Below are 21964 nucleotides of genomic sequence, written 5' to 3'. Positions count from 1 at the left end.
ATATGCCAAACAATCGCACAAACCCATCACAAGAAAACACAAATGCTAAAGATTGTGAATCGCAACCTCGCCTTGCTAAGGTCGTAGAAGGAGCGTATGATTTAAGTCTTGGGATTTCTATGGTGGTAGCTGTGTTGCTTGGGTTCGGGCTTGGGTGGTTGTTAAAAAAACTCACCGATATTGGTTGGTTGCTATGGCTTGGGATTTTTTGGGGCATAGCAGCAGCGATTTTAAATGTATATAAGGCATACAAACGGCATAAAAGAGAGCTCGATAGCCTAGCAGATAATCCGCGCTACGCATACAATGCACATAACAAACACATTGATGATGAAGATGATGAGGGTCCTTATGACAAATAAACGCAATGTATGTATCGCAATGTGGTTTGGCATTGGCATTTGTGGCACATTTGTTTGTGCATTTTTTGGGAGAGATTCTCTTTGTAGTTTTGGGTTTGGTTTTGTTGCTTTTAGTGTGGTTTGTGGGAGTTCTTTTATCGGAATCTTGCGTCAAATCAAATCCCAACAGCTCCAAACGCAAAATATCGATACAAACACAACAAAAGATTGTGTCGATGAAGAATCTAATGATACGCAAGAAGAACAAAACAAGCAAAAGATTCCCTTCTCTTCGCGCTTTATTGTTGGCACGAGATTAAGCCTTTCATTTCTACGAATGCTTAGCTACATCGTGCTAATCATAGGAATCTTAGCACTTATTGAGGTGCATTTAATGCAACCTCAAGCACTGCTTTTTGGCATTGGAAGCGGACTTGTAGCGACATTGCTTGGCGCAGTGATAATGATAAAGGTCGCCTAAATGAAGCAGGCAAATGATTTCAAAGACTTTGGCAACACGCAAAAACTTATAGAATTTTTACGCGACCATAATGAACTAAAAATCATTGACAAACCACTTGATATATACCTTGAAATCCCACATCTTGCATACATTGAAGTAAAGAAAAAAGATTCTAAAGCACTGCTTTTCACTCACCCTATCGACACAAAAACCAACAAAAAATTTACAATCCCTGTGCTTATGAATATCTTTGGCTCACACAAAAGGCTAAACCTCCTTATCCAAAAACAACCAGACATCATTGCCAAACACATAGAATCTCTGCTTAACGCCAGCCCGCCAAAAACGCTTTTAGCCAAACTCTTAAAACTCAAAGAACTCTATGCCTTGCGCCATATTTTTCCCAAAATTCACAAAGGCACTGCGCCTTGCCAAGAAGTAAGACAACAAGAAATAAACCTCTATGAACTCCCTATCTTAACCACTTGGGAAAATGACGGAGGGCCGTTTATCACGATGGGGCAAGTCTATACGCACTCTTTAGATGGAGAGAAAAAAAATCTAGGAATGTATCGCTTACAAGTGTATGATAAATCTCATCTTGGCTTGCATTGGCAAATTCACAAAGATTCTAATCATTTTTTTAACGACTATAAAAAGGCAAATCAAAAAATGCCTGTAAGTATTGCGCTTGGTGGCGACCCACTGTATATCTGGTGCGGGCAAGCCCCGCTACCCATAGGAATCTATGAGTTATTGCTTTATGGTTTTATCCGTGAGAAAAATGCTCGCGTGGTTAAATGCCTTACTAACGATATTTGCGTGCCTTATGACACAGATATTGTCATTGAGGGCTGGGTAAATCCCAATGATATGCGCGAAGAGGGACCATTTGGCGACCATACAGGATTTTACACCCCCATAGAGCCATATCCTGTGCTTGAAGTAAGTGCTATCACAATGAAAAAAAATCCTATCTATCCTGCCACTGTGGTGGGGAAACCACCACTAGAAGACAAATATATGGGATATTTAACCGAGCGTGTCTTTCTGCCCCTACTTCAAAAAACCGCACACGGATTGCTTGATTACTCTATGCCCGAGTGTGGCGTGTTTCATAACCTCATCTTTGCGCGCATCGCCCCACAATACCCCGCACACGCTATGCAGCTTATGCACGCATTTTGGGGAGTTGGACAAATGAGCTTTGTCAAACACGCGATTTTTGTCGATGAAGACGCGCCTAATTTGCGAGATTATGAGGCTCTTGCTCGCTATGTGCTTAATAGATTTGGTTTGGATTCCTTGCTTATTAGCGAGGGAATCTGTGATGCACTCGACCATTCAAGCCCAAATTTTGCCTTTGGTGGCAAACTTGGCGTGCAAACATTAGGTGAGGAAAAGGCACAAGATACGAATTTTATCCTACGCTCTAATGATGATTTACTGCAATGTTTGCGCCAAAGATTCCCATTTATCCATTCATTAGAGCAATATTTCACCGATACGCGCAATCCTATCTGCATACTAGGCGTGCAAAAAAAGGACAAAAGTCTCAAAGCACTTTTCCAAAGCACTCCATTAGGCGAACTTGCAAAGAATCTAAAGATTGTTTTTGTGCTTGATTGGCACAAAAATGATTTAAGCAATCCATATATGCTAACTTGGCGTATTACAAATAACATTGATGCTAAACGCGATATTTGGGTGGAGAGTGGTGTGGTTTTTATCGATGCGAGCGATAAAAGCAAGGCTGATGGCTATGAGCGAGAGTGGCCCAAAGAAACGGACTGCACGCAATCTATCATCGATGGTCTAAGGCAAAAAGGATTATTGCAAGATGGAGATGATGACTTTTTGCGCTATTATCAAATCACGGGATTTAAACACCATTAACAAAGTAAAACGCCAAAATATTGTAAAAATACTATAATTTTTTATATATTAAGTAAAATTTTATAGAGAAAATGCTACCATTCACCAATGATAGAGAGAATCTATCAGCTTAAAAGGAGTAGATATGAATGCTAAATGGCTCTATGGCGCACTTTTTAGTATGCTTTTGGTTGTGGGCTTTAGTGCGTGTGGGGATAAAGATGAGCAAACGCCACAAGAAACGCAACAAAGCGAGCAATCTAGCGAACAAGAAAAAACACTTAAAATCTTTGGGGTTGCACCGCCTATCACTGTGATGCTTGAATTGCTTTATCCACAAGGACTTATTGGACTAAATTATGAGCCCTACCCTGAAGACATTACGCTTATGCCTAAAGGCGTGGCACAACTACCCATATTAGGAATGCACGCTGGTGGCAAGGGAACAAGCTATGAAAAAATACTCGCCCTGCAACCCGATATTGTGTTTTTCTTAGAATCTACACAAGATGAAGTTATACAAGCCTATGAAAGCGCGGGGATAAAAACTATTAAAATCCCCGCATTTGATAGCACCAAATATCCCCAAAGCATACGAGCCATAGGAGAAGCGTTAGATATTAAAGAGAAAGCAGACGCGCTTATAGCGTTTATAGAATCGAGTGAAAAAACCCTCAATGCCTTGCGCGCTAAAATCACTCATCGTCCTAAAGTCTATCTCGCACAAGGAGTTGATGGCTTACAAAGCCAATGTGGCAAAGATGAACCAAGTGATTTAGTCTCTCAAATAGGCGGGGTAAATGTCCTCTCTTGCGAAGAATTAGGCAAAATGGAGCATATCTCAAGCATAAACTTTGAGTTTTTACTCAAAAAAGACCCAGACATTATCTTTGTGCGCGAAATTGGACTTTACCAAGATATATTACAAAATCCAACACAAGATTGGCAGAACTTACGCGCTGTGCGAGAAAAAAAGGTCTATTACGCCCCCTCAACGCCAAGTAATTGGCTAATGAAGCCACCTAGCATAATGCAGATTCTTGGTGTGCCTTGGGCGTTTTCTCGCGTGCATCCTGAATTATTAAGCCAAAAGGAAATAGATTCTCTTATTTTTGACTTTTTTGAGCAATTTTTGCAACCCCTTGATAGCGCAAACTATGAGAGAATCTTCGGGCACGGCGAACGATACAAAGCAAGAGGACAATAGGAGGAAAAATGCAAAACAAACATATAGCCGATGTGTGGAATATGAAAGCACGAAATTATCCGCGCTTCAAAACTCCAGCCAAAGATACACTTGAGATTTTAGATTTTTTTCGAGCAAATGGTGCGGATTTCACAAATAAGCATATCATTGACATTGGTTGCGGGAATGGGCGATTTAGCCTCGCACTCTATACTGAAGCAAAAGAAATCACAGGTGTAGATTGCGCGGAGGAAATGCTAAAATTTTTACAAGAAGATGCAAGTGAGCTTGGTGGTGATAACATTCATACCATTTGCGCGAAATGGGAGGATTTCACACCCACAAAAAGTTTTGACATTGCCTTTGCTTCGATGACTCCAGCGATGAATAACAAACAAGGGTTTAAAAAAGCCTTAGAAATGTGTAAAGAGTGTTTTTGCTATGTGGGTTGGGGACGATATAGGGAATCTCCATTTGCGAGTGCAATTTTACAAAAGCATAATTTAGAGCTTGAGCTTCCCACAGGATTGCCAGAAGTGTTGCAATGGCTTGATGAGCTTGGCTACAAGATTCCACCGCATAAATTTATGGAATCGAGCTTCCTGCATACAAGTAGCGTTGAAAAAGCCATTGAGGATATGATATTTAATGTGCGCGTACATAATGGCGTGCCAAACGAAAAACTCATCGCAGAGTATGTGCGCTCTCACGCACAAAATGGCGAAGTATCCTATACGCATAAACGCGAAATTGGCATCGCATATATCGCTAAAGATTCTCACATCTAAGGCACGCAATGCCAAAGATATGGAATCCTAAAAATACACAGACGCAAAAAGACACAGGCATTCGCATAAAAATTTTCTCCATTATTGTTGTATGCGTGCTTTTGTGTGCTCTAAGCATATACGCGCTTACTTTAGGAAATTATGAGATTGCAAATGAGCGTGTGTTTAAGCTATTATTTAGTATAGATTCTCCCCAAGACACTACAAAAGAAAGCTATGTGATACATTCTATTCGCCTGCCACGCATTCTTGGTGCTATCATTATTGGTGCAGCACTCGCGCTCTCTGGTGCGCTCTATCAAGGCGTGATTGGGAATCCTCTTGTCTCACCCGGAATCTTAGGCGTGCTTAATGGTGCGAGTTTTGGTGCGGCACTTGGAATGGTTTTAGGCTTTAGTATGGTGGGCATTGAGCTTTTATGTTTTGTTTTTGGATTCTTGGCAATGTGCGTGGCAATGCTCCTTTCTTTTGTCTTTGATGGATATAAAAGTGTGCTTATGCTTATTTTGGGTGGTGTGATTAGCTCAGCATTTTTTGGCGCAGGAGTGAGTGTGTTAAAGCTTCTTGCCGACCCATACAATACCTTGCCAGATATTGTGTATTGGCTTATGGGCTCTTTAGCACACATACACATTAAGCAAACTGCCTTAATCATTCTTAGCGTTGTATTTGTGCTAAGTTTTATTTGTGCGTTGGTTTTTTCGCGTCATATTGATATTATCAATCTTGATGATGAAAGTGCCTCTGCGCTAGGTGTAAATGTGCGCAGAGTGCGATTGCTCTTTATTGTGATAGCCACACTTTTAGCGAGTTGTAGTGTCGCGCTTGGCGGGCTTATTGGCTGGATAGGGCTTGTTGTGCCACATATTGCAAGATTTTTAATCGGCGCATCACACCGATTTATGCTTATTTTTTGCGCACTTTTTGGGGGGCTTTTTTTGCTTTTTTGTGATACTTTGGCGCGCAGTGTAAGCAGCACAGAAATCCCCATTGGCATTTTATCAGCACTCTTTGGGATTCCCATTTTTGCATTGGTGCTTTTTATCACTAAAAAGCGTTTAGTCTAAAAGGGATACAATGCGAGAATCTAGCATTATAAACATTGATAACCTTAGTGTAAGTTTGCAAAAAAAGTCCATTTTGCATACCATAAACTTTAGCGTGCAAAAAGGTGAGATTGTGTGTATTTTGGGTGCGAATGGCTCGGGCAAAAGCACTTTGCTTAAAGCAATTTTAGGCATAGTTGATTATAGTGGGCATATTTTGCTTAATGGCTTAGAATCTGCGCGCCTCTCAAATCTCGCTCGCTCAAAGCTCCTCTCCTATGTGCCCCAGATTCACTACACAAGTCTGCCATTTAGTTTGCTTGAAATAGTGATAATGGGGCGATTTGCTCGCGCTCCGCTCTTTTCTTACTCCAAGCAAGATAAGCAAAAAGCCATAGAAGTTTTGGAGCGATTTGGCATAGCACATTTAGCCTATAATAATTTCACAACCCTAAGTGGCGGGCAAAGGCAACTTGGGCTCATCGCACGCGCGCTTGTCCAAGAGAGCGAGATTGTTATCCTTGATGAACCCGTGAGTGCGCTTGATATATCCTATTCCTTTAAGTTGCTTGAGATTATTAAATCCTTGCAAAAAACTATCTTGCTCACCTCTCATCACCCCGAGCAATGCTTCATCGCACATAAGGTGTTAATGATAAAACAAGGTTGCACTTTGGTGTATGATAATGCGGATAATGCACTAAGAGAATCTCACATTAACGCGCTCTATGACATACACTCTACGCGCATAGATTTGCCAAATAATGGGCGATACTTTTGCCAAATATTCAATCACAAAGAATCTCACAATGACTAAAAACAACGATAATCTCCTTGCATTTTGCATTGCACTTGTCCTTTATGTGGGAGCGTTTTGTTATTTTTTGCTAGGCAATCACTCCATTATCACCCCAAATACTCCAAGCGAACATACCATTAGCATTGCTTTATCACAGATTCAAAGCGCATCTAAGCCCTCCACGCACAAGAACTACAAACAATTAGAGCTCAACAAACCAATCCAAAAACCAAGGCAAGAAACAACAAAGGAGCAAGATTCTCTTACTCATTCTACACAAAACCCACAACAACAAACCACACAAAGCCCAGAGCAAATAGCAAACTCTCATTCCCAAGATGATGAATACGCGCTAAAAATTAAAAACATCATTCTAAAAGAGCATAAATATCCACCAAATTTCTCAGCAATGGGGCTTAAGGGTATGGTAGCAGTGGAATTTTCTATCACAACAAGTGGAAATATAATAAATGAGCATATAACGCAAAGCAGTGGGCTTGATACACTTGATAAGCACGCGCTAAAGACGCTAAAAAAAGCCTCTAGAAATTTTCCCAAACCACAAAATGAACGCATAATACGCACAAGTCTAAATTATAATATAAAACGCTAAGTGTTAGAATCACAAATGTTAATGCAAGTTTGTAAAAAGCATTACGCATTTTTGCTACAATCTTTGGCATAAATATTTTAAAAAGGCACGACAATGAATCGCTTTTGGCATTCGATATTTTTTAAAATCACTTTTTTATTTATCGCTGCCTTGCTTGCTTTTTTTGCATTTTCTTACTTTTTTATCAAAGATAAAATTGAAGATGAGCAAGAACTCCGCGACATAAAATACAACCAAATCATTACCACCATTAACCAAATTGGAGCATTTGGCGGTGGTGCGGATATTGTCAAGCGATACTTGCGTGAGCTTGGATTTGTAGAAACGCAGGACATACTCAAAGAGCGACTGCAAGAAGAAGATAAACTCCCGCCCGGATTCTTTGGCACGGTGGCAAAAATGCGTAAGACAACCAATGGAATCTACATTTTATTAGAAAACCACGAAGAGGCGATTTTATACAAAGACACCATTACGCATTCTTACGAAAGTTTGTATTTTATCACGCTTGCAGGGATTATTATTTTGACCTTTGTCTTTATTTTACTACTCCGCGCCTTAATCCCGCTTAACACACTGCGTGCGCAAATAGCCACACTCTCATCACATCAAAGCGACTATATCCCCATTAAAAAAAATCCAAAAGATGAAATTGACTTGCTCGCCAATGAATTTTACAAATTTTCCAATAAAATTAAAGCCCTTAATGAGGCGCGATTTTTATTTTTGCGCTCTATAATGCACGAACTTAAAACGCCAATTACAAGAGGAAGAATCGCTGCTGAAATGCTTGAGAGCGAAGCGCAAAAAGAGCGATTATGCTCGGTATTTAGTCGGCTAAATGAGCTTATTAACGAATTTGCCAAACTCGAACAACTTACTTCCAAAGCACACACAATCAAAAAAAGCGAATTTTTACTCCAACATTTAATCGAGCATAACGAACAAATGCTCCTCATTGACACAAACACACAAAGCCCAATCACTCTACAATCTCCCTACGCGCTCATTAAGGCGGACTTTGAGCTTTTTAGTCTTGCGACAAAAAATATGCTTGATAATGCGATAAAATACTCCACCGATGGCAAGGTGTGTGTTTATACCAAAGATGATTGCCTTTATATTGAGAATCTAGGCGCACCACTCAAACACAAAATCACTGAATATTTCAAACCCTACTTTAAAGATTCTAAAAAGAGTCATCAAGGCGGTTTTGGATTAGGAATGTATATCATTAAAAACACACTTGATAACCAAAATTTTGCGCTAAAATATTTCCACGAAGATGGGAAAAATATTTTTATGATTAAAGGTTGCGTGGTGGATAATTTCTGCAACCTTAAAAACCACCCACAAAAACCATTTGCTGATAAACACATACTCTAAGGGGGAGACAATGTTTGCACGACTTCGCAGATTACGACTAAATGAACACTCACGCAATCTCGTGCGAGAGACACATTTGCGCTTAGAGGACTTTATTTATCCGCTTTTTGTCATAGAGGGCAAAGGCATTAGGAATGAGATTCCCTCAATGCCGGGCGTGTTTCAACTTAGTATCGATGAATTGCTTAAAGAAGTGGAGAATCTCTGCAAACTTAAAATTTTTCATATCATTTTATTTGGCATTCCCTCGCATAAAGATTCTATTGGCTCAAGTGCGTTAAGTGAAAATGGCATTGTCGCGGTGGCATTGCGAGAAATCAAGCGGGCATTCCCACAAATGTTTGTAACTGTGGATTTGTGCTTTTGTGAATACACCAGCCACGGACATTGTGGAATCATCGATGAAAAAACTCAAAGTGTGGATAATGACGCCACGCTAGAAATCTTAGTCAAGCAAGCTCAAATACTCGCCCAAAGTGGCGCAGATATGATAGCCCCAAGCGGAATGATGGATGGGTGCATAGGCGCATTGCGCTATGGGCTAGATAAAGCGGGCTTTGTCAATCTCCCAATAATGGCGTATTCTACCAAATTTGCCAGCGCGTATTATGGTCCATTTCGCGATGTGGCAGATTCAACGCCGAGCTTTGGCGACAGGAAGACTTATCAACAAGACCCAGCAAACCGCAGAGAAGCCATACTAGAGAGCTTAAATGATGAAAAAGAGGGGACGGATATTTTAATGGTGAAGCCTGCTTTGGCATTTTTAGACATTGTGCGTGATATTAGAGAGCGCGCACTTTTACCCCTCGCGGTGTATAATGTCAGTGGCGAATACGCTATGCTAAAAGCCGCTGCAAAAGCGGGTGTGATTGATTATCAAAAGGTTATGCTTGAGACTTTGCTTGGCTTTAAGCGCGCTGGGGCGGATATAATTATCTCTTATCACACCAAAGAGCTCGCTGAGATTCTCTAAACTGCTACATTTACAATTCCGCTCCTCTAGCTTTACGCAAAAATTCCCTTGAATTTTAAGGGGGTTTTGCTATTTTTTGTATTTTTGTAAAAAGAAGCGTTTTTTTGCAAAATTCCTCTATTTTTTAAGCTGTATTTAAGGGGGGGGGTAGATAGAATTCCTCCCAATGTTTTGTTTGATTGAGAATCTTTAAACATTAAACTTGCGCGCCAAGCGTGAAATTTAATTGTTAAAGTTTGTAAAAAAAAACAGGCAGAAATTCAATCCATAAGGAGAGCAGATGAAAAAAGGAATTATGAGCCTTGCTTTGGCTAGTGCTTTAGCAAGTGGAGTAATGGCAGAAGAGAGTGGCGTGTTTGTCGGAGCAGAAGTTGGCTATGGCGACATTGGAATCACAGGACAGCTTGCAGGAGCATTAGCAACCCAAACAGAAGATGCAATGAGATATGGTTTGGTTGCTGGATATAAGCAATTTTTTAACCCCCACATTGGACTAAGATATTATGCCAATATATCATTCCAACAAAGTTTAGGTGTAAGTGGTGGAACGGGTGGCGAAGAGCTCACTAGCTTCCTTAACTATGGTGCTAATGTTGATTTGTTGGGTAACTTTATAGCAACAGAACATTTTGATTTTGGTGCTTTTGTTGGTATTGGACTTGGTGCAAACACTTGGTTTAATCAGATTCTCACCGATGCCAAAGATTTGGGACTAAAAGTGAGCACCACAGGGTTTGACTTCGCACTTAATGTAGGTTTGCGCACAAATCTTTTTTCCCATCACGGCATTGAAATAGCCGCGCGAGTGCCATTTTTAGCAAATACCGTTTTTGATGCAGCACTCGACTCAAAAGTTGATTTTTCGAGCAGTTACAGCGTAACTGCTCGATATATTTTTAGCTTTTAGGGATAGTGTATTTTTTAAGTGTTAAATTTTAGAAGTTGCTTTAAAAGCAATCAAGGATCTAGATACCCTAAAATTCATAGTAAAAAGAGTGTCTAGATTCTCCAATCTATCGCACATTCTTGCTTTGAACTTTTTTACATTCACAACTATCATTTTGTCTTGATTTGATTTTACAAAAAGTAATTTTGCACAAATTTATCTCCATTTTTAAGTTATTTTTTTGGGGGTGCGGGTAGGTATAAATGTGTGGCAGTGCTTATAATTTAAGCAAAAATTAACATTCAAAGGAAATTAAAAATGAATAAAGCAATGATAAACCTTGCTCTAAACAAACATAGCAATAGCAGAGGAAAGTGGCGTGTTTGTAGGAATAGAAGTAGGTCGAGGCGATTTTAAAGGAGAGCGCACTTCTCAACAAGGCATAGATACTAGGATAGCCTCAGGGGAACGATATGGTCTTAGCTTTGGATATAAGAAGTTTTTTAGTCCCAAAATTGGACTGAGATATTATGCCAATGTTTCTTTTAATAATTTTAGCAAGCAAGGGGATACACTCCGTTTAACTAACTATGGCGCAAATGTGGATTTCTTGGGGAATTTTATAAGCACTGAGAGTGTGAGTTTTGGTGGTTCTATTGGGCTTGGTCTTGGTGGCAACACTTGGGAAAACAGAGCATTTCCCGCAATGAGAGCTCTCGCTACGACATTTAATAAAAATGGCTTTGATTTCGCACTTAATGTAGGATTACGCACAAACATTGCCTCTCATCACGGCATTGAAATAGCATTGCGTATGCCACTCTTTGCAAATAACATATTCGAGGGTGCTACAACGGGAAGATTGGATTACCAAAATACTTACAATATGGTTGCACGATATGTCTTTAGTTTTTAAACATTAAAGAAGTTGATTTTATAAGGATTGCCTAAAGAGAGATTCTCTCTTTAGGACTAAGAAGTTTTAGAGAATCTAAAATGGCGGATTACATCATTCCGCCCATTCCTCCCATACCGCCCATATCAGGCATTGCTGGGGCTGGTTTGTCCTCTTTTATCTCATTGATTGTCGCCTCTGTGGTGAGAAGCAAGCTTGAGACAGAGACTGCATTTTGCAATGCGATTCTAGAGACTTTAAGCGGGTCGATAATCCCAGCTTTAAACATATCCACATACTCGCCCTTAGCCGCATTAAAGCCGATAGTGTCTTTTGCATTTTGCACTTCATTGACCACCACGCCACTATCAAATCCCGCATTTCGTGCGATTTGAGCAAGCGGAGCTTTAATCGCGCGTTTAATGATTTCATAGCCGATAAGCTCATCGCCCTCTAATTTTAGATTCACCTTTTTAGTCGCGTGGATAAGAGCCGCGCCACCACCGATGACAATGCCCTCATCAACCGCTGCTTTTGTCGCACTAAGTGCGTCATCTACTCTATCTTTTTTCTCTTTCATCTCCACTTCGCTTGGCGCACCGACTTTGATGACTGCCACACCACCGCTAAGTTTAGCAAGTCGCTCTTGGAGCTTTTCTTTATCATAATCGCTCGTGGTGTTAGCAATCTCGGTTTTAATTTGCGCGATTCTGTCTTTGACCGCTTTTGCACTACCCTTGCCATCGACTATGGTTGTGTTGTCTTTATCGATGACAACGCGCGCTGCTTGTCCTAAATCTTGCAAACTCGCGGTCTCTAAACTTTTGCCAAGTTCTTCGCTTATGACCTCACCACCTGTGAGAATCGCAATGTCTTGGAGCATTGCCTTTCTCCTATCGCCAAAGCCGGGTGCTTTAACCGCAGAGACATTAAGCACACCGCGAAGTTTATTTACCACTAAAGTAGTCAAAGCCTCGCCCTCAATGTCCTCAGCGATAATCAAAAGTGGCTTGCCACTTTGCATTGTCGCCTCTAAGATTGGCAGAATCTCTTTCATATTAGAGATTTTTTTGTCTGTTAAAAGCACATAGGCATTTTCAAGCTGAGCAATCATTTTATCAGCATTAGTTACAAAATACGCAGAGAGGTAACCTCTATCAAACTGCATTCCCTCAACTACGGTTAGTTCATCGTTGATTCCCTTTGCTTCCTCAACGGTGATTACGCCGTCTTTGCCGACTTTATCCATTGCTTCAGCGATTAAATTACCAACCTTTTCATCAGAGTTTGCAGAAATGGTAGCAACTTGAGCGATTTCATCTTTACCGCCGACTTTTTTGCTACTCTTTTTAAGCTCATCGATGATAGCTTGTGCTGCCTTATCCATACCACGCTTGACTTCGATTGGGTTTGCACCAGCGGTGATATTGCGTAAGCCCTCTTTAAAGATTCCGTGTGCGAGCACGGTCGCCGTAGTCGTGCCATCACCAGCTGCATCAGCAGTCTTGCTAGCGACTTCTTTTACGAGCTGTGCGCCCATATTCATAATAGGGTCAGCAAGCTCGACTTCCTTTGCCACGCTCACGCCATCTTTAGTGATATTTGGCGCACCATAAGACTTTTGGATAAGCACATTGCGCCCGCGTGGTCCCATTGTTACCTTCACAGCATCATTTAATTGTTTAATGCCCTCATAAAGTTTGTTTCTCGCAGAATCTGAGAAATGAATTTCTTTGTTTGCCATAGTTTTCTCCTTTGTTGTGATTTATTCGATAATACCTAAAATATCATTAGATTCTAAGACGATGAACTCAACGCCATCGAGCTTAATCTCACTACCCTTATACTTTTCAAAAACAACCGTTTGGTCATTTTTTAGCGCGGGGTATTCCTTAGCTGCCTTATCACCAATGGCTTTGATTTTGCCCATTAGTGGCTTTTCTTTTGCATTATCAGGGATAATGATACCTGAACTTGTCTTGGTATCTTCTTCTTGTCTTTGGATAAGAACTCTCTCTCCAAGTGGTTTGAATTTCATATTTGCTCCTTTTTTAGTAAAATTTAGCACTTAAAAATCTTAAGTGCGTAAATTGTATAATATTTTGTTAAACAAGTCAATATCTTATAGTAAATGAATAAATAATATTTAGTGTAATAGACTAAATATTATTTACAATAAAAATGTAAGTAATGGAATAAAACCCATATTTTCTCGCTTGCAAGCTCGATGCAACGACAAAACTCTAAACAAAATGTTATGTCTTAAACTGCCACGACATCAAGCTGTGCCAGCAAACACAAATTAACGCGGTGTTTTGTGATATTGTGAAAATCAATAGTGTTTGGAACAAGGAGATTCTTTAATTGCGGGGTTTGCCTGTGCGAAATAGGGAGAATATAATCTAGATTCACAGAATGCAAATGCCACATTCAATAATTACTAAATCGCTACAGTTCTTGCCAAATCCCTATCACTGCCACTACAAAGATTTGGCTAATGTTTGCAAATGTGGCAATGTTAAATAGTGTTGTGCTATTTTGTAAAAAACTCCACTACTTCGCTTTTTTCTTGTCGCTTTTTGCTGTGCTTTGGTGGATTTGCGCCATAGCCAAGTGAGAGGATTACCGCCACGCCAAAGGGCTTTTTCACGCCCAAAAACGCCTCCACTTTATCACGCTCAAACCCGCCAATCGCGCACGAATCAATGCCCTTAAATATCGCGGCGTTCATCATTTGCATTAGCGGGAGGTGGCATTGGGTTTGGCTAAAGTGAAAAATTTGCTCATCGCTCAACGCATCTGCCCAGCCTGTGTAGATTCCCAAAATCTGCTCAAAATGCGCTTCATCTGTGGCAAATCGCCGAACCTGCTTGCGCGCAAACTCATCTTTGCTACGCAAATCCATTCGCCCTAAAATCACAATATTATGGCTTGCAGTGGCGACATTTTCTTGGGAGTAGCAGGCTTTTGCTAGCTCTGCGCTATGCTCTTTGCCCACCACGACAAACTTCCACGGCTCAAAGCCATAGCCACTGGGTGCTAATCGCCCAGCCTCTAAAATCGCCTCTAAATCTTTACTTGGGATTTTCTTATCGCTAAATTTTTTGCACGCGTGTCGCGCTTGCAAGGATTCTTCAAAAGTCATTTTTGCTCCTTAAAATCAAAATTTTTAAAGAAGCAATGCTAACAAAACTTCGTAAATTTTTAAGATGGGCTTTCTAGTTTGTGGTATTTTTGTCCCAAAAACACTCCCAAAGTCCCCCACACAAAGCTAATCACCGCGCCTACAAGGAGCACCACCATTATGCCAAAACTTGCAAAAATCCCCTCCACTTGCGCAGATAATGCGTCTCCACCACGATAGACCACCGTATCTATGAAACTTTTGACTTTGTATTTCTCATCGCCGCTTAGCGGGACAAAGAGCATTTCCCTTGCGGGTTTGACTAGCGCGTATTCGCCCACTCTGCGCACACACATTACGATGATAAATGGCAAAAACGCAGGGTGCGTGAATATTAGCACAATAAAGCCTACTCCCACGATAAATCCAAGCGCACCTAACATTGTGGTGAGCCTAAAAAACTGCGCGATTTTGGCGGTGAGAAAGATTTGGATAAAGAGTGAGAGGCTTTGGACTATTAAATCGATATTTGCAAAGGCGACACTTTGCGCTTCAGGCGTGGGAAAAAGTGCTTTTATGATTCGCGCTTGCTCCATATAAAGAAAGGTTGATACGCTTGTAAGTAGCAAAATAAAGGCGCAAAGTGTCAGCAAATAGCGTGATTTGATGATAAGTGAGAATCCGACAAAGGGATTTTTTGCGCCGATTGTTTTATCAAATCGCGCTAAAGATTTGTCGCTCTCAAAGCGTTTGAGTTCAGCAATCATCGCATATTTTAGCATTAACGCAATTCCTAGCAAAATCATTGAGGCAAAAATAATATTGCTTACACCAATATGCTCGACTAAAAACTTCACACTTGCCGCCCCAGCGATACTGCCTAGACTTGCCCCAGCCGCGATAATGCCAAAGAGTCTTTGACTTGCTTCCTTGCTAAAAATATCACTTAGCAAGCTCCACGCGCTAGAAAACGCAAAGAGATTAAACACGCTCACCCAAATATAAAACACCCGACAAAGCCACAGATATTCGCTTGATTTAGGGGCGATTCCCTTCATCGCACCATAAAAGATAAGCAAATTGAGCCCAAAAAATACCAGCACAAAGTCGATATAAAATCGCCGTTTAACCCGCGTAGATAGCCACATAAGCGCAAGTGAAGCAACTATACACGCACCAAATGTCCCTAAAAAGAGCCATTTTAGATTTGACACACCACCTGTAAGCCCCAGCGCATCACGAATAGGGCGAAGCAAAGAATAAGAGCTAAAAATCGCAAAAATAAAAACAAATGATAGAGAGAGAATCTTAAATTCGCCTTGTTTTAGGCTAAAGAGTTTGTAGAATATTTGTAATTTTTTCATTGCAGTCCTTTAAATTTTAATGCGATTGTATATTGTTTTTGCCAATAGCAACAACGGCAAAATTGCCAACTTGGTTTTACCAAAAATGCTATACTCTGCAAAATACAAAAAAGACTTTTAAGGAGAATCGCGATGAAACACGACTTTAATAGCAAAATTCAAAAAGCTTTGATTCTAAATGGCGGTATGGAATATGGAGAATCTAAAGGCAAGTTAAATGAAGCGTTTTGTGCGATAATGCAAAGTGAGCTAAAAAATCTCGGCATAGAAGTGCAAATCACGCATATAGCGCAAGGCTATGAGCCAAAAAGTGAAGTGGCAAAATGGAAATGGGCGGATTGCGTGATTTTGCAATTCCCGGGCTGGTGGATGGGTGAGCCGTGGATTGTGAAAAAATATTTTGATGAAGCCATAGGACCTGAGGCTGCTGGGATTTTGTATAGCAGTGATGGGCGTAGCAAAAATGATAGAAACAAACGCTATGGCAGTGGTGGGCTGTGTGCTGGTAAGGCGATGATGTTAAGCACTTCTTGGAATGCCCCGCTGTATGCGTTTAACGAAGTGGGAGAGTTTTTTGATGGGCGCGGTGTAGATGAGCTATTTATGCACACCTATAAGATTTTTGAATTTTTGGGATTTAGTCGCTTTTTGCCGAGCTTTATGGCAAATGATGTGCATAAAAACCCAAATTTTGAGGAATGGGAACGCAAGCTAATAGCGCATATACGAGAGAATTTTAGATAAGCAATATAAAATTTGTATCACAATAATAACTCGTAAAAAATTATTCTTTTGTATTGTTTTTTGTAAAAAAAAATACTACAATAAGACTTTTGTTTGGATATGGAATTCAATCTCGTTGCAAGGAAGCCAATGCAAGTCAAAACAAAGGTTGCACTCATTGCTAGTGCTATCACCGTTTGCAGTATGTTTGCGGTGAGCATTATCACTTGGAAAATGAATAAAACCAATGCCCTGCAATCTGCTATACAAGCACAGGCGAATGAATTGCGTGTCGTGGATATGCTTATTGAGCAAATCAACAAAGATTCTAAAGCCTCCATACAATCGCTTGTAACTATCTTAGAGCAAATCCCCTCCTCCAAACTGCACTCCAAAAACGATGTGATTCACACCACAGGACCAATCTTTAAACTCCACCAAGAAGCCTCAAGGACATCGGCGAGCTATATTGGTTTGCCTAGTGGTGAAATTGTTACAAACACTATTTTTGAGAATCAACCATACAAAGACTTTGGCATTATCGGTGGGGAGTGGAATGTAGATTTTAATGTAACCACACGCCCTTGGTATATTGGAGCGGTAGAGAAAAAGGGGTTGTTTCAAACAGATGTCTATATTGATGTGGGGTTAAATATCCCCGTAGTCTCTTATGTGTATCCAATATTCCAAGATAATGCGCTTGTTTTTGTCGCTGGGGTGGATATACCGCTCTCTTCGATGCAAGAGCACTTTGATGATTTTGCAGCCAAAAATAATGCTGATATTTTCATTATGGGTGAAAATAATATCCCATTTGCGGCAAGTAACCACGAGTTGATTTTTAAAGAAGACCCGTTTTTTCAACAAATTCGCAAGATTTCAGATTCTACTGCGGATTTTGAGGATTTTACTATCGAGCATAACGGAGTGGTGCAACTTGCACAATGCAAGACCTCCAAAGATACGCAATTTGCGCTCTACACACTTTGTAGTATGAATCCTCTCGCAAACACTCACGACCCCATTACACAATTAGGAATCTTGCAGTTTTTACTCGGACTTGGCTTTGCTGTTGTCGCTGGATTTATCCTTTATCTTGTTATCAATTATTTGCTCTCGCCCCTCAATCACATTTCAAATGCAATTTTGGCATTTTTTGCCTACCTCAACCACGAAAAAACACAAACCCAAATGCTTAATATTACCTCTAAAGATGAATTTGGCACGATTGCTATGGCTATCAATGATAATATCAAAAAGACAAAGCAATCTTTAGAGCAAGATAGCCTAGCGATTAGCCAAGCTGCACAAACTGCAAAAGAAGTAGAAAATGGGAATTTTACCGCACGCATTCAAGCCACCCCAGCACACCCAAAACTTGCAGAGCTCAAAGATGTGCTTAACACTATGCTAGAAATTTTGCAATCAAAAATTGGCAAAAACACCAACACCATTGAAAGTGTCTTTGACTCTTATACTAGCCTTGATTTTACAGCGCAACTAGAGGATGCAAAAGGACGCGTAGAGAGTGTAACAAATACGCTAGGTGCTGAAATTAGAAAAATGCTTCAAGCCTCGCTAGATTCTGCAAATGCCTTAGAATCTAAGAGCAAAGAACTAAAAGATGCGATTAACAACCTCACAGAAGGCACAAACTCGCAATCAGCAAGTATTCAAAAATCTGCAAGTGCCATTGAGCAAATTACGGCTTCTATGCAAAATGTAACCGATAGAACAAATCAGGTTACAAGCCAAGCAGAGGACATTAAAAACATTATAGGAATGATTAGAGACATTGCCGACCAGACAAACTTGCTCGCACTTAATGCCGCGATTGAAGCTGCACGAGCGGGCGAGCACGGGCGAGGATTTGCCGTAGTGGCTGATGAAGTGCGAAAACTCGCAGAAAAAACCGCCAAATCATTGAGCGAAATCGAAGCAAATGTCAATTTGCTCGTGCAAAGTATCAATGATGTCTCTGAATCTATCAAGGAGGAGGCAGCAGGAATCACACAAATCAACGAATCTATCGGGCAATTAGAAGCAATTACGCTAAAAAATGTCCAAATTGCTAATAACTCACAAAATGTCAGCAACGCCATTGATGGAATTGCTGCGGAGATTCTCAACGATGTGCGCAAAAAGAAATTCTAACCCAAAGATTATCATATAAATTTCACTTCTCCCCCTTGACTTAGAGTTGCTATCAGGTTTTATAATTGTATTGTTAGATTTTGTGTGTTGCAAATTTTGCGTTAAGCACCAAGACACAGCGTAAATCTATTTAAATTTTAAAACCAAGCAAGGAGAATCCACACAAATGTTTTCCAAATTTTTCATAAACCGCCCCGCGTTCTCTACCGTGGGGGCTATCATTATCATCATCGCAGGGTTGCTTTGTATGCGCTCACTCCCCATAGAGCAATACCCAAAAGTCGTCCCCACCCAAATCACTATCAATGCAAATTATCCCGGTGCTAGTGCCAAAACGCTCTCCACCAGCGTAGCGAGTATCATTGAGAGTAGCGTAAATGGCGTGGAAGATATGATTTATATGAGTTCTAGCTCTAGTTCGGCAGGACAGCTTAGCATAAGCGTATATTTTAGCAATGACGCAAACCCAGACATAGCACTTGTAAATGTCAATAACCGCGTGCAAGCCGTTTTATCACAGCTCCCTAGCGAAGTGCAACGACTAGGCGTAACGGTGGAGAGACGCTCCACCGCGCCTATTGGAATGTATCATCTCTACTCTAACAATCCCGTGCACGACCAGCTTTTTATCGCAAACTATGCTTTGCTCAATGTCATCGATGAGCTCAAGCGCATACAAGGCGTGGGAGGCGTGGAGCTATGGAGTTTGCAAGATTATGCGATGAGGATATGGCTAGAGCCAGATAAACTCCAACAATACAACCTTTCACCCTTAGAGGTGCTAAGCAAAGTCCAAGAGCAAAACGCGCAATTTGCGCCCGGACATTTTGGCAAAGAGCCTGTGAAAAAAGCAGAATTTACTTATAGCATTATCACCAAAGGGCTTTTATCCACGCCAGAGGAGTTTGAGAGAATCATTATCCGTGCAAATTCTGATGGCTCGGCGTTGCGACTGCGCGATGTGGCGCGTGTGGAGCTAGGAGCGCGAGATTATCTCACGGATAATTATTATAACGCTACGCCTAGCGTGCCGATTCGTATCACGCTTCAGCCCGGAGCAAATATGCTAGAAGTAGCCGACAATGTCAATACAACAATGGCACTCTTAAGCCAAAAATTCCCCGATGGTATGAGCTACTCAAACCCATATCGTCCCACAGAATTTATCACCGCAAGCATAAATGAAGTGATAAAGACTTTTATCGAAGCTATCGTGCTTGTAGTGCTTGTGATTTATGTGTTTTTGGGCAATATTAGGGCGACTATTATCCCTGTGATTGCTATCCCTGTGTCTATCATCGGCACTTTTGCGGGGCTGTATGCCTTTGGATTTAGCATAAATCTTTTAACGCTTTTTGGGCTTATTTTAGCCATCGGAATCGTAGTCGATGACGCGATTATCGTCATCGAAAATGTCGAGCGCATAATGCACCAAAAGCACTTAGGCGCGAAAGAAGCCACCATAGAATCTATGCGCGAGATTACAGGACCCGTAGTTGCCATCGTGCTTGTGCTAAGCGCGGTATTTTTGCCTGTAACCTTTATGAGTGGCTTTAGCGGGGAATTTTATCGCCAATTTGCCATTACCATTGTCGTTTCGGTGGTGATTTCAGGCTTTGTCGCGCTCACGCTCACGCCCGCACTTTGCGCGCTATTTCTTAAAGGCGGGCATACTAAGCCCATTAAGCCTATTAGAATCTTTAATCTCTTTTTTGAAAAACTTACCTTTACATTCTCGATTTCGCTTGCTCGTGCGCTTAAAAGAGGCTTGCTAATGCTGTGTCTCTTTGGCGTGATTGTGCTAACGACATTTGGATTATTTAAAAACACGCCAACTTCGCTTGTGCCAAACGAAGATATGGGAATCATAACCGTGCATACGCTTTTGCCAGAGGGGAGCGCACTCTCTCGCACTATTGAAACGCAAAAACACCTCATACGCACAATGCAGCAAAATCCACTAATCGCCGAGCAAACTACGATTTCAGGCTTTAGCTTTTTGGCAGGGAGCTTTAAAAACAACGGCGGAATCGCATTTGAGAGGCTTATTGATTGGAGTGAGCGCAAAGGAAAGGGACAAAGCGACAAAGCAATAATCCGCGATGTGCAAAAAGAGCTTGATGCTTACCCAAATGCGAGGTTTATCATCGGGCAAGCCCCCACGATTATCGGGCTTGATTCTAGCGGGGTAAATGCCTACATACAAAGCAGGGGCGGAGGCTCAGCACAAGAACTCAAGCGATATGTCGATGAAATCATCGCCAAAGCAAGTGCGAGGGCAGAATTTAGCAGGATTTTTACGAGCTTTGCGGTGGATACGCCTCAATACGAAGTAGAGCTCAATAGAGAAGCCACAAGCGCGCTCAATGTCAATATTAACGATGTGTTTTCCACAATGCAAATGACTTTTGGGAGCTATTATGTCAATAATTTTGAAGCCTTTGATAGGACTTTTCGCGTGATGATGCAAGCAGATTCTAGCTACCGCACTTCGCCAGAGGATTTAAGCAAAATCTATGTAAAATCGCGCGATAATAATTTAATCCCGCTTAGCTCGCTTATCTCTTTTAAGCGCATCGTGGGGGCTGAAATCATCAATCGATTTAATCTTTTCCCCGCAGCGCAGATTCAGGGGTTTTTAAATATGGGGTATTCTAGCGGGGAAGCGATGAAAGCCCTAGAAGAAGTCGCAAGTGAGGTGTTGCCACCTGAATATGACATAGCCTATGCGGGCTCAAGCTACCAAGAGAGGGCGAGCTCTAGCAGTGGCAGTGTGGCGTTTATCTTTGGGCTTATATTTGTGTTTTTGATTCTTGTCGCGCAGTATGAAAAATGGCTAATGCCCCTAGCGGTGCTAAGTGCCGTGCCTTTTGGTGTGTTTGGCGCGATTTTGGCGACATTTTTGCGCGGGCTAGATAATGACATATATTTCCAAGTAGGCTTGCTTGTTTTGATTGCATTGAGTGCTAAAAATGCGATACTAATCGTGGAATTTGCCACGCATTTGCGCGAGAAAGAGGGATTAAGCATTATTGATTCTGCTATTAGCGCGACAAAATTGCGCTTTCGCCCCATTGTGATGACTTCGCTATGCTTTAGCTTAGGCGTGTTGCCTTTGGCACTCTCTAGTGGCGCGGGCGCGCTCTCACGGCATTCTATCGGCACGGGAGTAATCGGCGGAATGCTCGCAGCGACATTTATCGCGGTGTTTTTCGTGCCATTATTTTATAGCTACTTAGCGCGTTTTGGGGAACTTTTGCACGCAAAAATAAAAGAAAAAATGAAATAAGGGAGGATTTAGAGAATCTCTTGCAAGAGATTCTCTAAATTGTATTGGATTTGTGG

19 protein-coding genes and 2 pseudogenes are annotated in these 21964 nt (G+C 41.2%); 16 read left to right on the top strand and 5 right to left on the bottom strand.

What is annotated here, in order from left to right; genetic code table 11:
- Window positions 1–2 precede the first annotated feature (2 nt).
- The 12 genes from ACWIWK_RS02545 to ACWIWK_RS02490 all read left to right on the top strand — a co-directional run bounded on the left by ACWIWK_RS02545 (window position 3) and on the right by ACWIWK_RS02490 (window position 11275).
- Window positions 3–362 (top strand): AtpZ/AtpI family protein, encoded by a 360-nt coding sequence (locus tag ACWIWK_RS02545; RefSeq protein WP_454150545.1) that lies wholly within the window; start codon window positions 3–5, stop codon window positions 360–362.
- A complete protein-coding gene (locus ACWIWK_RS02540; RefSeq protein ID WP_454150543.1) occupies window positions 352–822 on the top strand; it encodes a hypothetical protein in 471 nt (156 codons plus the stop codon). The genes ACWIWK_RS02545 and ACWIWK_RS02540 overlap by 11 nt, the downstream gene beginning before the upstream one ends.
- Complete coding sequence (locus ACWIWK_RS02535) at window positions 823–2700, top strand: menaquinone biosynthesis decarboxylase (protein WP_454150541.1); 1878 nt, start codon at window positions 823–825, stop codon at window positions 2698–2700.
- 124 nt (window positions 2701–2824) lie between these two features.
- Window positions 2825–3886, top strand: coding sequence for an ABC transporter substrate-binding protein (locus ACWIWK_RS02530; RefSeq protein ID WP_454150539.1), 1062 nt, complete (start codon window positions 2825–2827; stop codon window positions 3884–3886).
- 8 nt (window positions 3887–3894) lie between these two features.
- Complete coding sequence (locus tag ACWIWK_RS02525) at window positions 3895–4653, top strand: class I SAM-dependent methyltransferase (RefSeq protein ID WP_454150537.1); 759 nt, start codon at window positions 3895–3897, stop codon at window positions 4651–4653.
- An 8-nt stretch (window positions 4654–4661) separates the two neighbouring features.
- Window positions 4662–5720: a FecCD family ABC transporter permease gene (locus ACWIWK_RS02520; RefSeq protein WP_454150535.1), complete on the top strand. Its 1059-nt coding sequence runs from the start codon at window positions 4662–4664 to the stop codon at window positions 5718–5720.
- A gap of 10 nt (window positions 5721–5730) precedes the next feature.
- Window positions 5731–6516, top strand: coding sequence for an ABC transporter ATP-binding protein (locus ACWIWK_RS02515; RefSeq protein WP_454150533.1), 786 nt, complete (start codon window positions 5731–5733; stop codon window positions 6514–6516).
- Window positions 6509–7111 carry an energy transducer TonB gene (locus ACWIWK_RS02510; RefSeq protein ID WP_454150531.1) on the top strand — a complete coding sequence of 201 codons (603 nt, stop codon included), beginning with the start codon at window positions 6509–6511 and terminating at the stop codon, window positions 7109–7111. Before ACWIWK_RS02515 ends, ACWIWK_RS02510 begins: the two co-directional genes overlap by 8 nt.
- 93 nt (window positions 7112–7204) lie before the next feature.
- Window positions 7205–8497 (top strand): ArsS family sensor histidine kinase, encoded by a 1293-nt coding sequence (locus ACWIWK_RS02505; RefSeq protein ID WP_454150529.1) that lies wholly within the window; start codon window positions 7205–7207, stop codon window positions 8495–8497.
- Window positions 8498–8507: 10 nt separating this feature from the next.
- A complete protein-coding gene (gene hemB, locus ACWIWK_RS02500) occupies window positions 8508–9473 on the top strand; it encodes a porphobilinogen synthase (protein WP_454150527.1) in 966 nt (321 codons plus the stop codon).
- Window positions 9474–9753: 280 nt separating this feature from the next.
- On the top strand, window positions 9754–10380 hold the full coding sequence (locus ACWIWK_RS02495) for an outer membrane protein (protein WP_454150525.1): 627 nt from the start codon (window positions 9754–9756) through the stop codon (window positions 10378–10380).
- A gap of 358 nt (window positions 10381–10738) precedes the next feature.
- The gene (locus ACWIWK_RS02490; RefSeq protein ID WP_454150523.1) at window positions 10739–11275 is read left to right on the top strand and encodes an outer membrane beta-barrel protein; all 537 of its coding nucleotides are present in this window, start codon (window positions 10739–10741) and stop codon (window positions 11273–11275) included.
- 88 nt (window positions 11276–11363) lie between these two features.
- On the opposite strand, the gene groL is transcribed toward ACWIWK_RS02490, so the two are convergent.
- From groL to ACWIWK_RS02465, 5 genes and pseudogenes are all read right to left on the bottom strand, one after another.
- Window positions 11364–12998: a chaperonin GroEL gene (groL, locus tag ACWIWK_RS02485; RefSeq protein ID WP_454150521.1), complete on the bottom strand. Its 1635-nt coding sequence runs from the start codon at window positions 12996–12998 to the stop codon at window positions 11364–11366.
- Between the two features lie 27 nt (window positions 12999–13025).
- A pseudogene (gene groES, locus ACWIWK_RS02480) lies at window positions 13026–13292 on the bottom strand (co-chaperone GroES); the annotation flags it as partial.
- Between the two features lie 224 nt (window positions 13293–13516).
- Entirely contained in the window at window positions 13517–13684 is a 168-nt protein-coding gene (locus ACWIWK_RS02475) for a hypothetical protein (protein WP_454150520.1), read from the bottom strand.
- 103 nt (window positions 13685–13787) lie between these two features.
- Complete coding sequence (locus ACWIWK_RS02470) at window positions 13788–14399, bottom strand: nitroreductase family protein (RefSeq protein WP_454150518.1); 612 nt, start codon at window positions 14397–14399, stop codon at window positions 13788–13790.
- Window positions 14400–14458: 59 nt separating this feature from the next.
- Entirely contained in the window at window positions 14459–15742 is a 1284-nt protein-coding gene (locus ACWIWK_RS02465; RefSeq protein WP_454150516.1) for an NTP/NDP exchange transporter, read from the bottom strand.
- 156 nt (window positions 15743–15898) lie between these two features.
- On the opposite strand from ACWIWK_RS02465, the gene ACWIWK_RS02460 reads away from it, so the two are divergent.
- The 4 genes and pseudogenes from ACWIWK_RS02460 (at window position 15899) to ACWIWK_RS02445 (ending at window position 21908) form a co-directional block, all read left to right on the top strand.
- The gene (locus ACWIWK_RS02460; protein WP_454152010.1) at window positions 15899–16486 is read left to right on the top strand and encodes an NAD(P)H-dependent oxidoreductase; all 588 of its coding nucleotides are present in this window, start codon (window positions 15899–15901) and stop codon (window positions 16484–16486) included.
- Window positions 16487–16585: 99 nt separating this feature from the next.
- Window positions 16586–17200 (top strand): annotated as a pseudogene (locus tag ACWIWK_RS02455) (PDC sensor domain-containing protein); the annotation flags it as partial.
- A gap of 3 nt (window positions 17201–17203) precedes the next feature.
- On the top strand, window positions 17204–18619 hold the full coding sequence (locus ACWIWK_RS02450) for a methyl-accepting chemotaxis protein (protein ID WP_454152009.1): 1416 nt from the start codon (window positions 17204–17206) through the stop codon (window positions 18617–18619).
- A 166-nt stretch (window positions 18620–18785) separates the two neighbouring features.
- Window positions 18786–21908: an efflux RND transporter permease subunit gene (locus ACWIWK_RS02445; protein ID WP_454150515.1), complete on the top strand. Its 3123-nt coding sequence runs from the start codon at window positions 18786–18788 to the stop codon at window positions 21906–21908.
- The last annotated feature ends 56 nt before the right edge of the window (window positions 21909–21964 follow it).

Source organism: Helicobacter sp. 23-1048 (assembly GCF_053654545.1).
This window is presented reverse-complemented; position numbering and strand designations above follow the sequence as displayed.

What these genes read in the sequence shown, in the direction of transcription:
- ACWIWK_RS02545 (WP_454150545.1), top strand. Translation starts at nt 3, where the DNA reads ATGCCAAACAATCGCACAAACCCATCACAAGAAAACACAAATGCTAAA.
- ACWIWK_RS02540 (WP_454150543.1), top strand. Translation starts at nt 352, where the DNA reads ATGACAAATAAACGCAATGTATGTATCGCAATGTGGTTTGGCATTGGC.
- ACWIWK_RS02535 (WP_454150541.1), top strand. Translation starts at nt 823, where the DNA reads ATGAAGCAGGCAAATGATTTCAAAGACTTTGGCAACACGCAAAAACTT.
- ACWIWK_RS02530 (WP_454150539.1), top strand. Translation starts at nt 2,825, where the DNA reads ATGAATGCTAAATGGCTCTATGGCGCACTTTTTAGTATGCTTTTGGTT.
- ACWIWK_RS02525 (WP_454150537.1), top strand. Translation starts at nt 3,895, where the DNA reads ATGCAAAACAAACATATAGCCGATGTGTGGAATATGAAAGCACGAAAT.
- ACWIWK_RS02520 (WP_454150535.1), top strand. Translation starts at nt 4,662, where the DNA reads ATGCCAAAGATATGGAATCCTAAAAATACACAGACGCAAAAAGACACA.
- ACWIWK_RS02515 (WP_454150533.1), top strand. Translation starts at nt 5,731, where the DNA reads ATGCGAGAATCTAGCATTATAAACATTGATAACCTTAGTGTAAGTTTG.
- ACWIWK_RS02510 (WP_454150531.1), top strand. Translation starts at nt 6,509, where the DNA reads ATGACTAAAAACAACGATAATCTCCTTGCATTTTGCATTGCACTTGTC.
- ACWIWK_RS02505 (WP_454150529.1), top strand. Translation starts at nt 7,205, where the DNA reads ATGAATCGCTTTTGGCATTCGATATTTTTTAAAATCACTTTTTTATTT.
- hemB (WP_454150527.1), top strand. Translation starts at nt 8,508, where the DNA reads ATGTTTGCACGACTTCGCAGATTACGACTAAATGAACACTCACGCAAT.
- ACWIWK_RS02495 (WP_454150525.1), top strand. Translation starts at nt 9,754, where the DNA reads ATGAAAAAAGGAATTATGAGCCTTGCTTTGGCTAGTGCTTTAGCAAGT.
- groL (WP_454150521.1), bottom strand. Translation starts at nt 12,998, where the DNA reads ATGGCAAACAAAGAAATTCATTTCTCAGATTCTGCGAGAAACAAACTT.
- ACWIWK_RS02475 (WP_454150520.1), bottom strand. Translation starts at nt 13,684, where the DNA reads ATGTGGCATTTGCATTCTGTGAATCTAGATTATATTCTCCCTATTTCG.
- ACWIWK_RS02470 (WP_454150518.1), bottom strand. Translation starts at nt 14,399, where the DNA reads ATGACTTTTGAAGAATCCTTGCAAGCGCGACACGCGTGCAAAAAATTT.
- ACWIWK_RS02465 (WP_454150516.1), bottom strand. Translation starts at nt 15,742, where the DNA reads ATGAAAAAATTACAAATATTCTACAAACTCTTTAGCCTAAAACAAGGC.
- ACWIWK_RS02450 (WP_454152009.1), top strand. Translation starts at nt 17,204, where the DNA reads ATGCAAGAGCACTTTGATGATTTTGCAGCCAAAAATAATGCTGATATT.
- ACWIWK_RS02445 (WP_454150515.1), top strand. Translation starts at nt 18,786, where the DNA reads ATGTTTTCCAAATTTTTCATAAACCGCCCCGCGTTCTCTACCGTGGGG.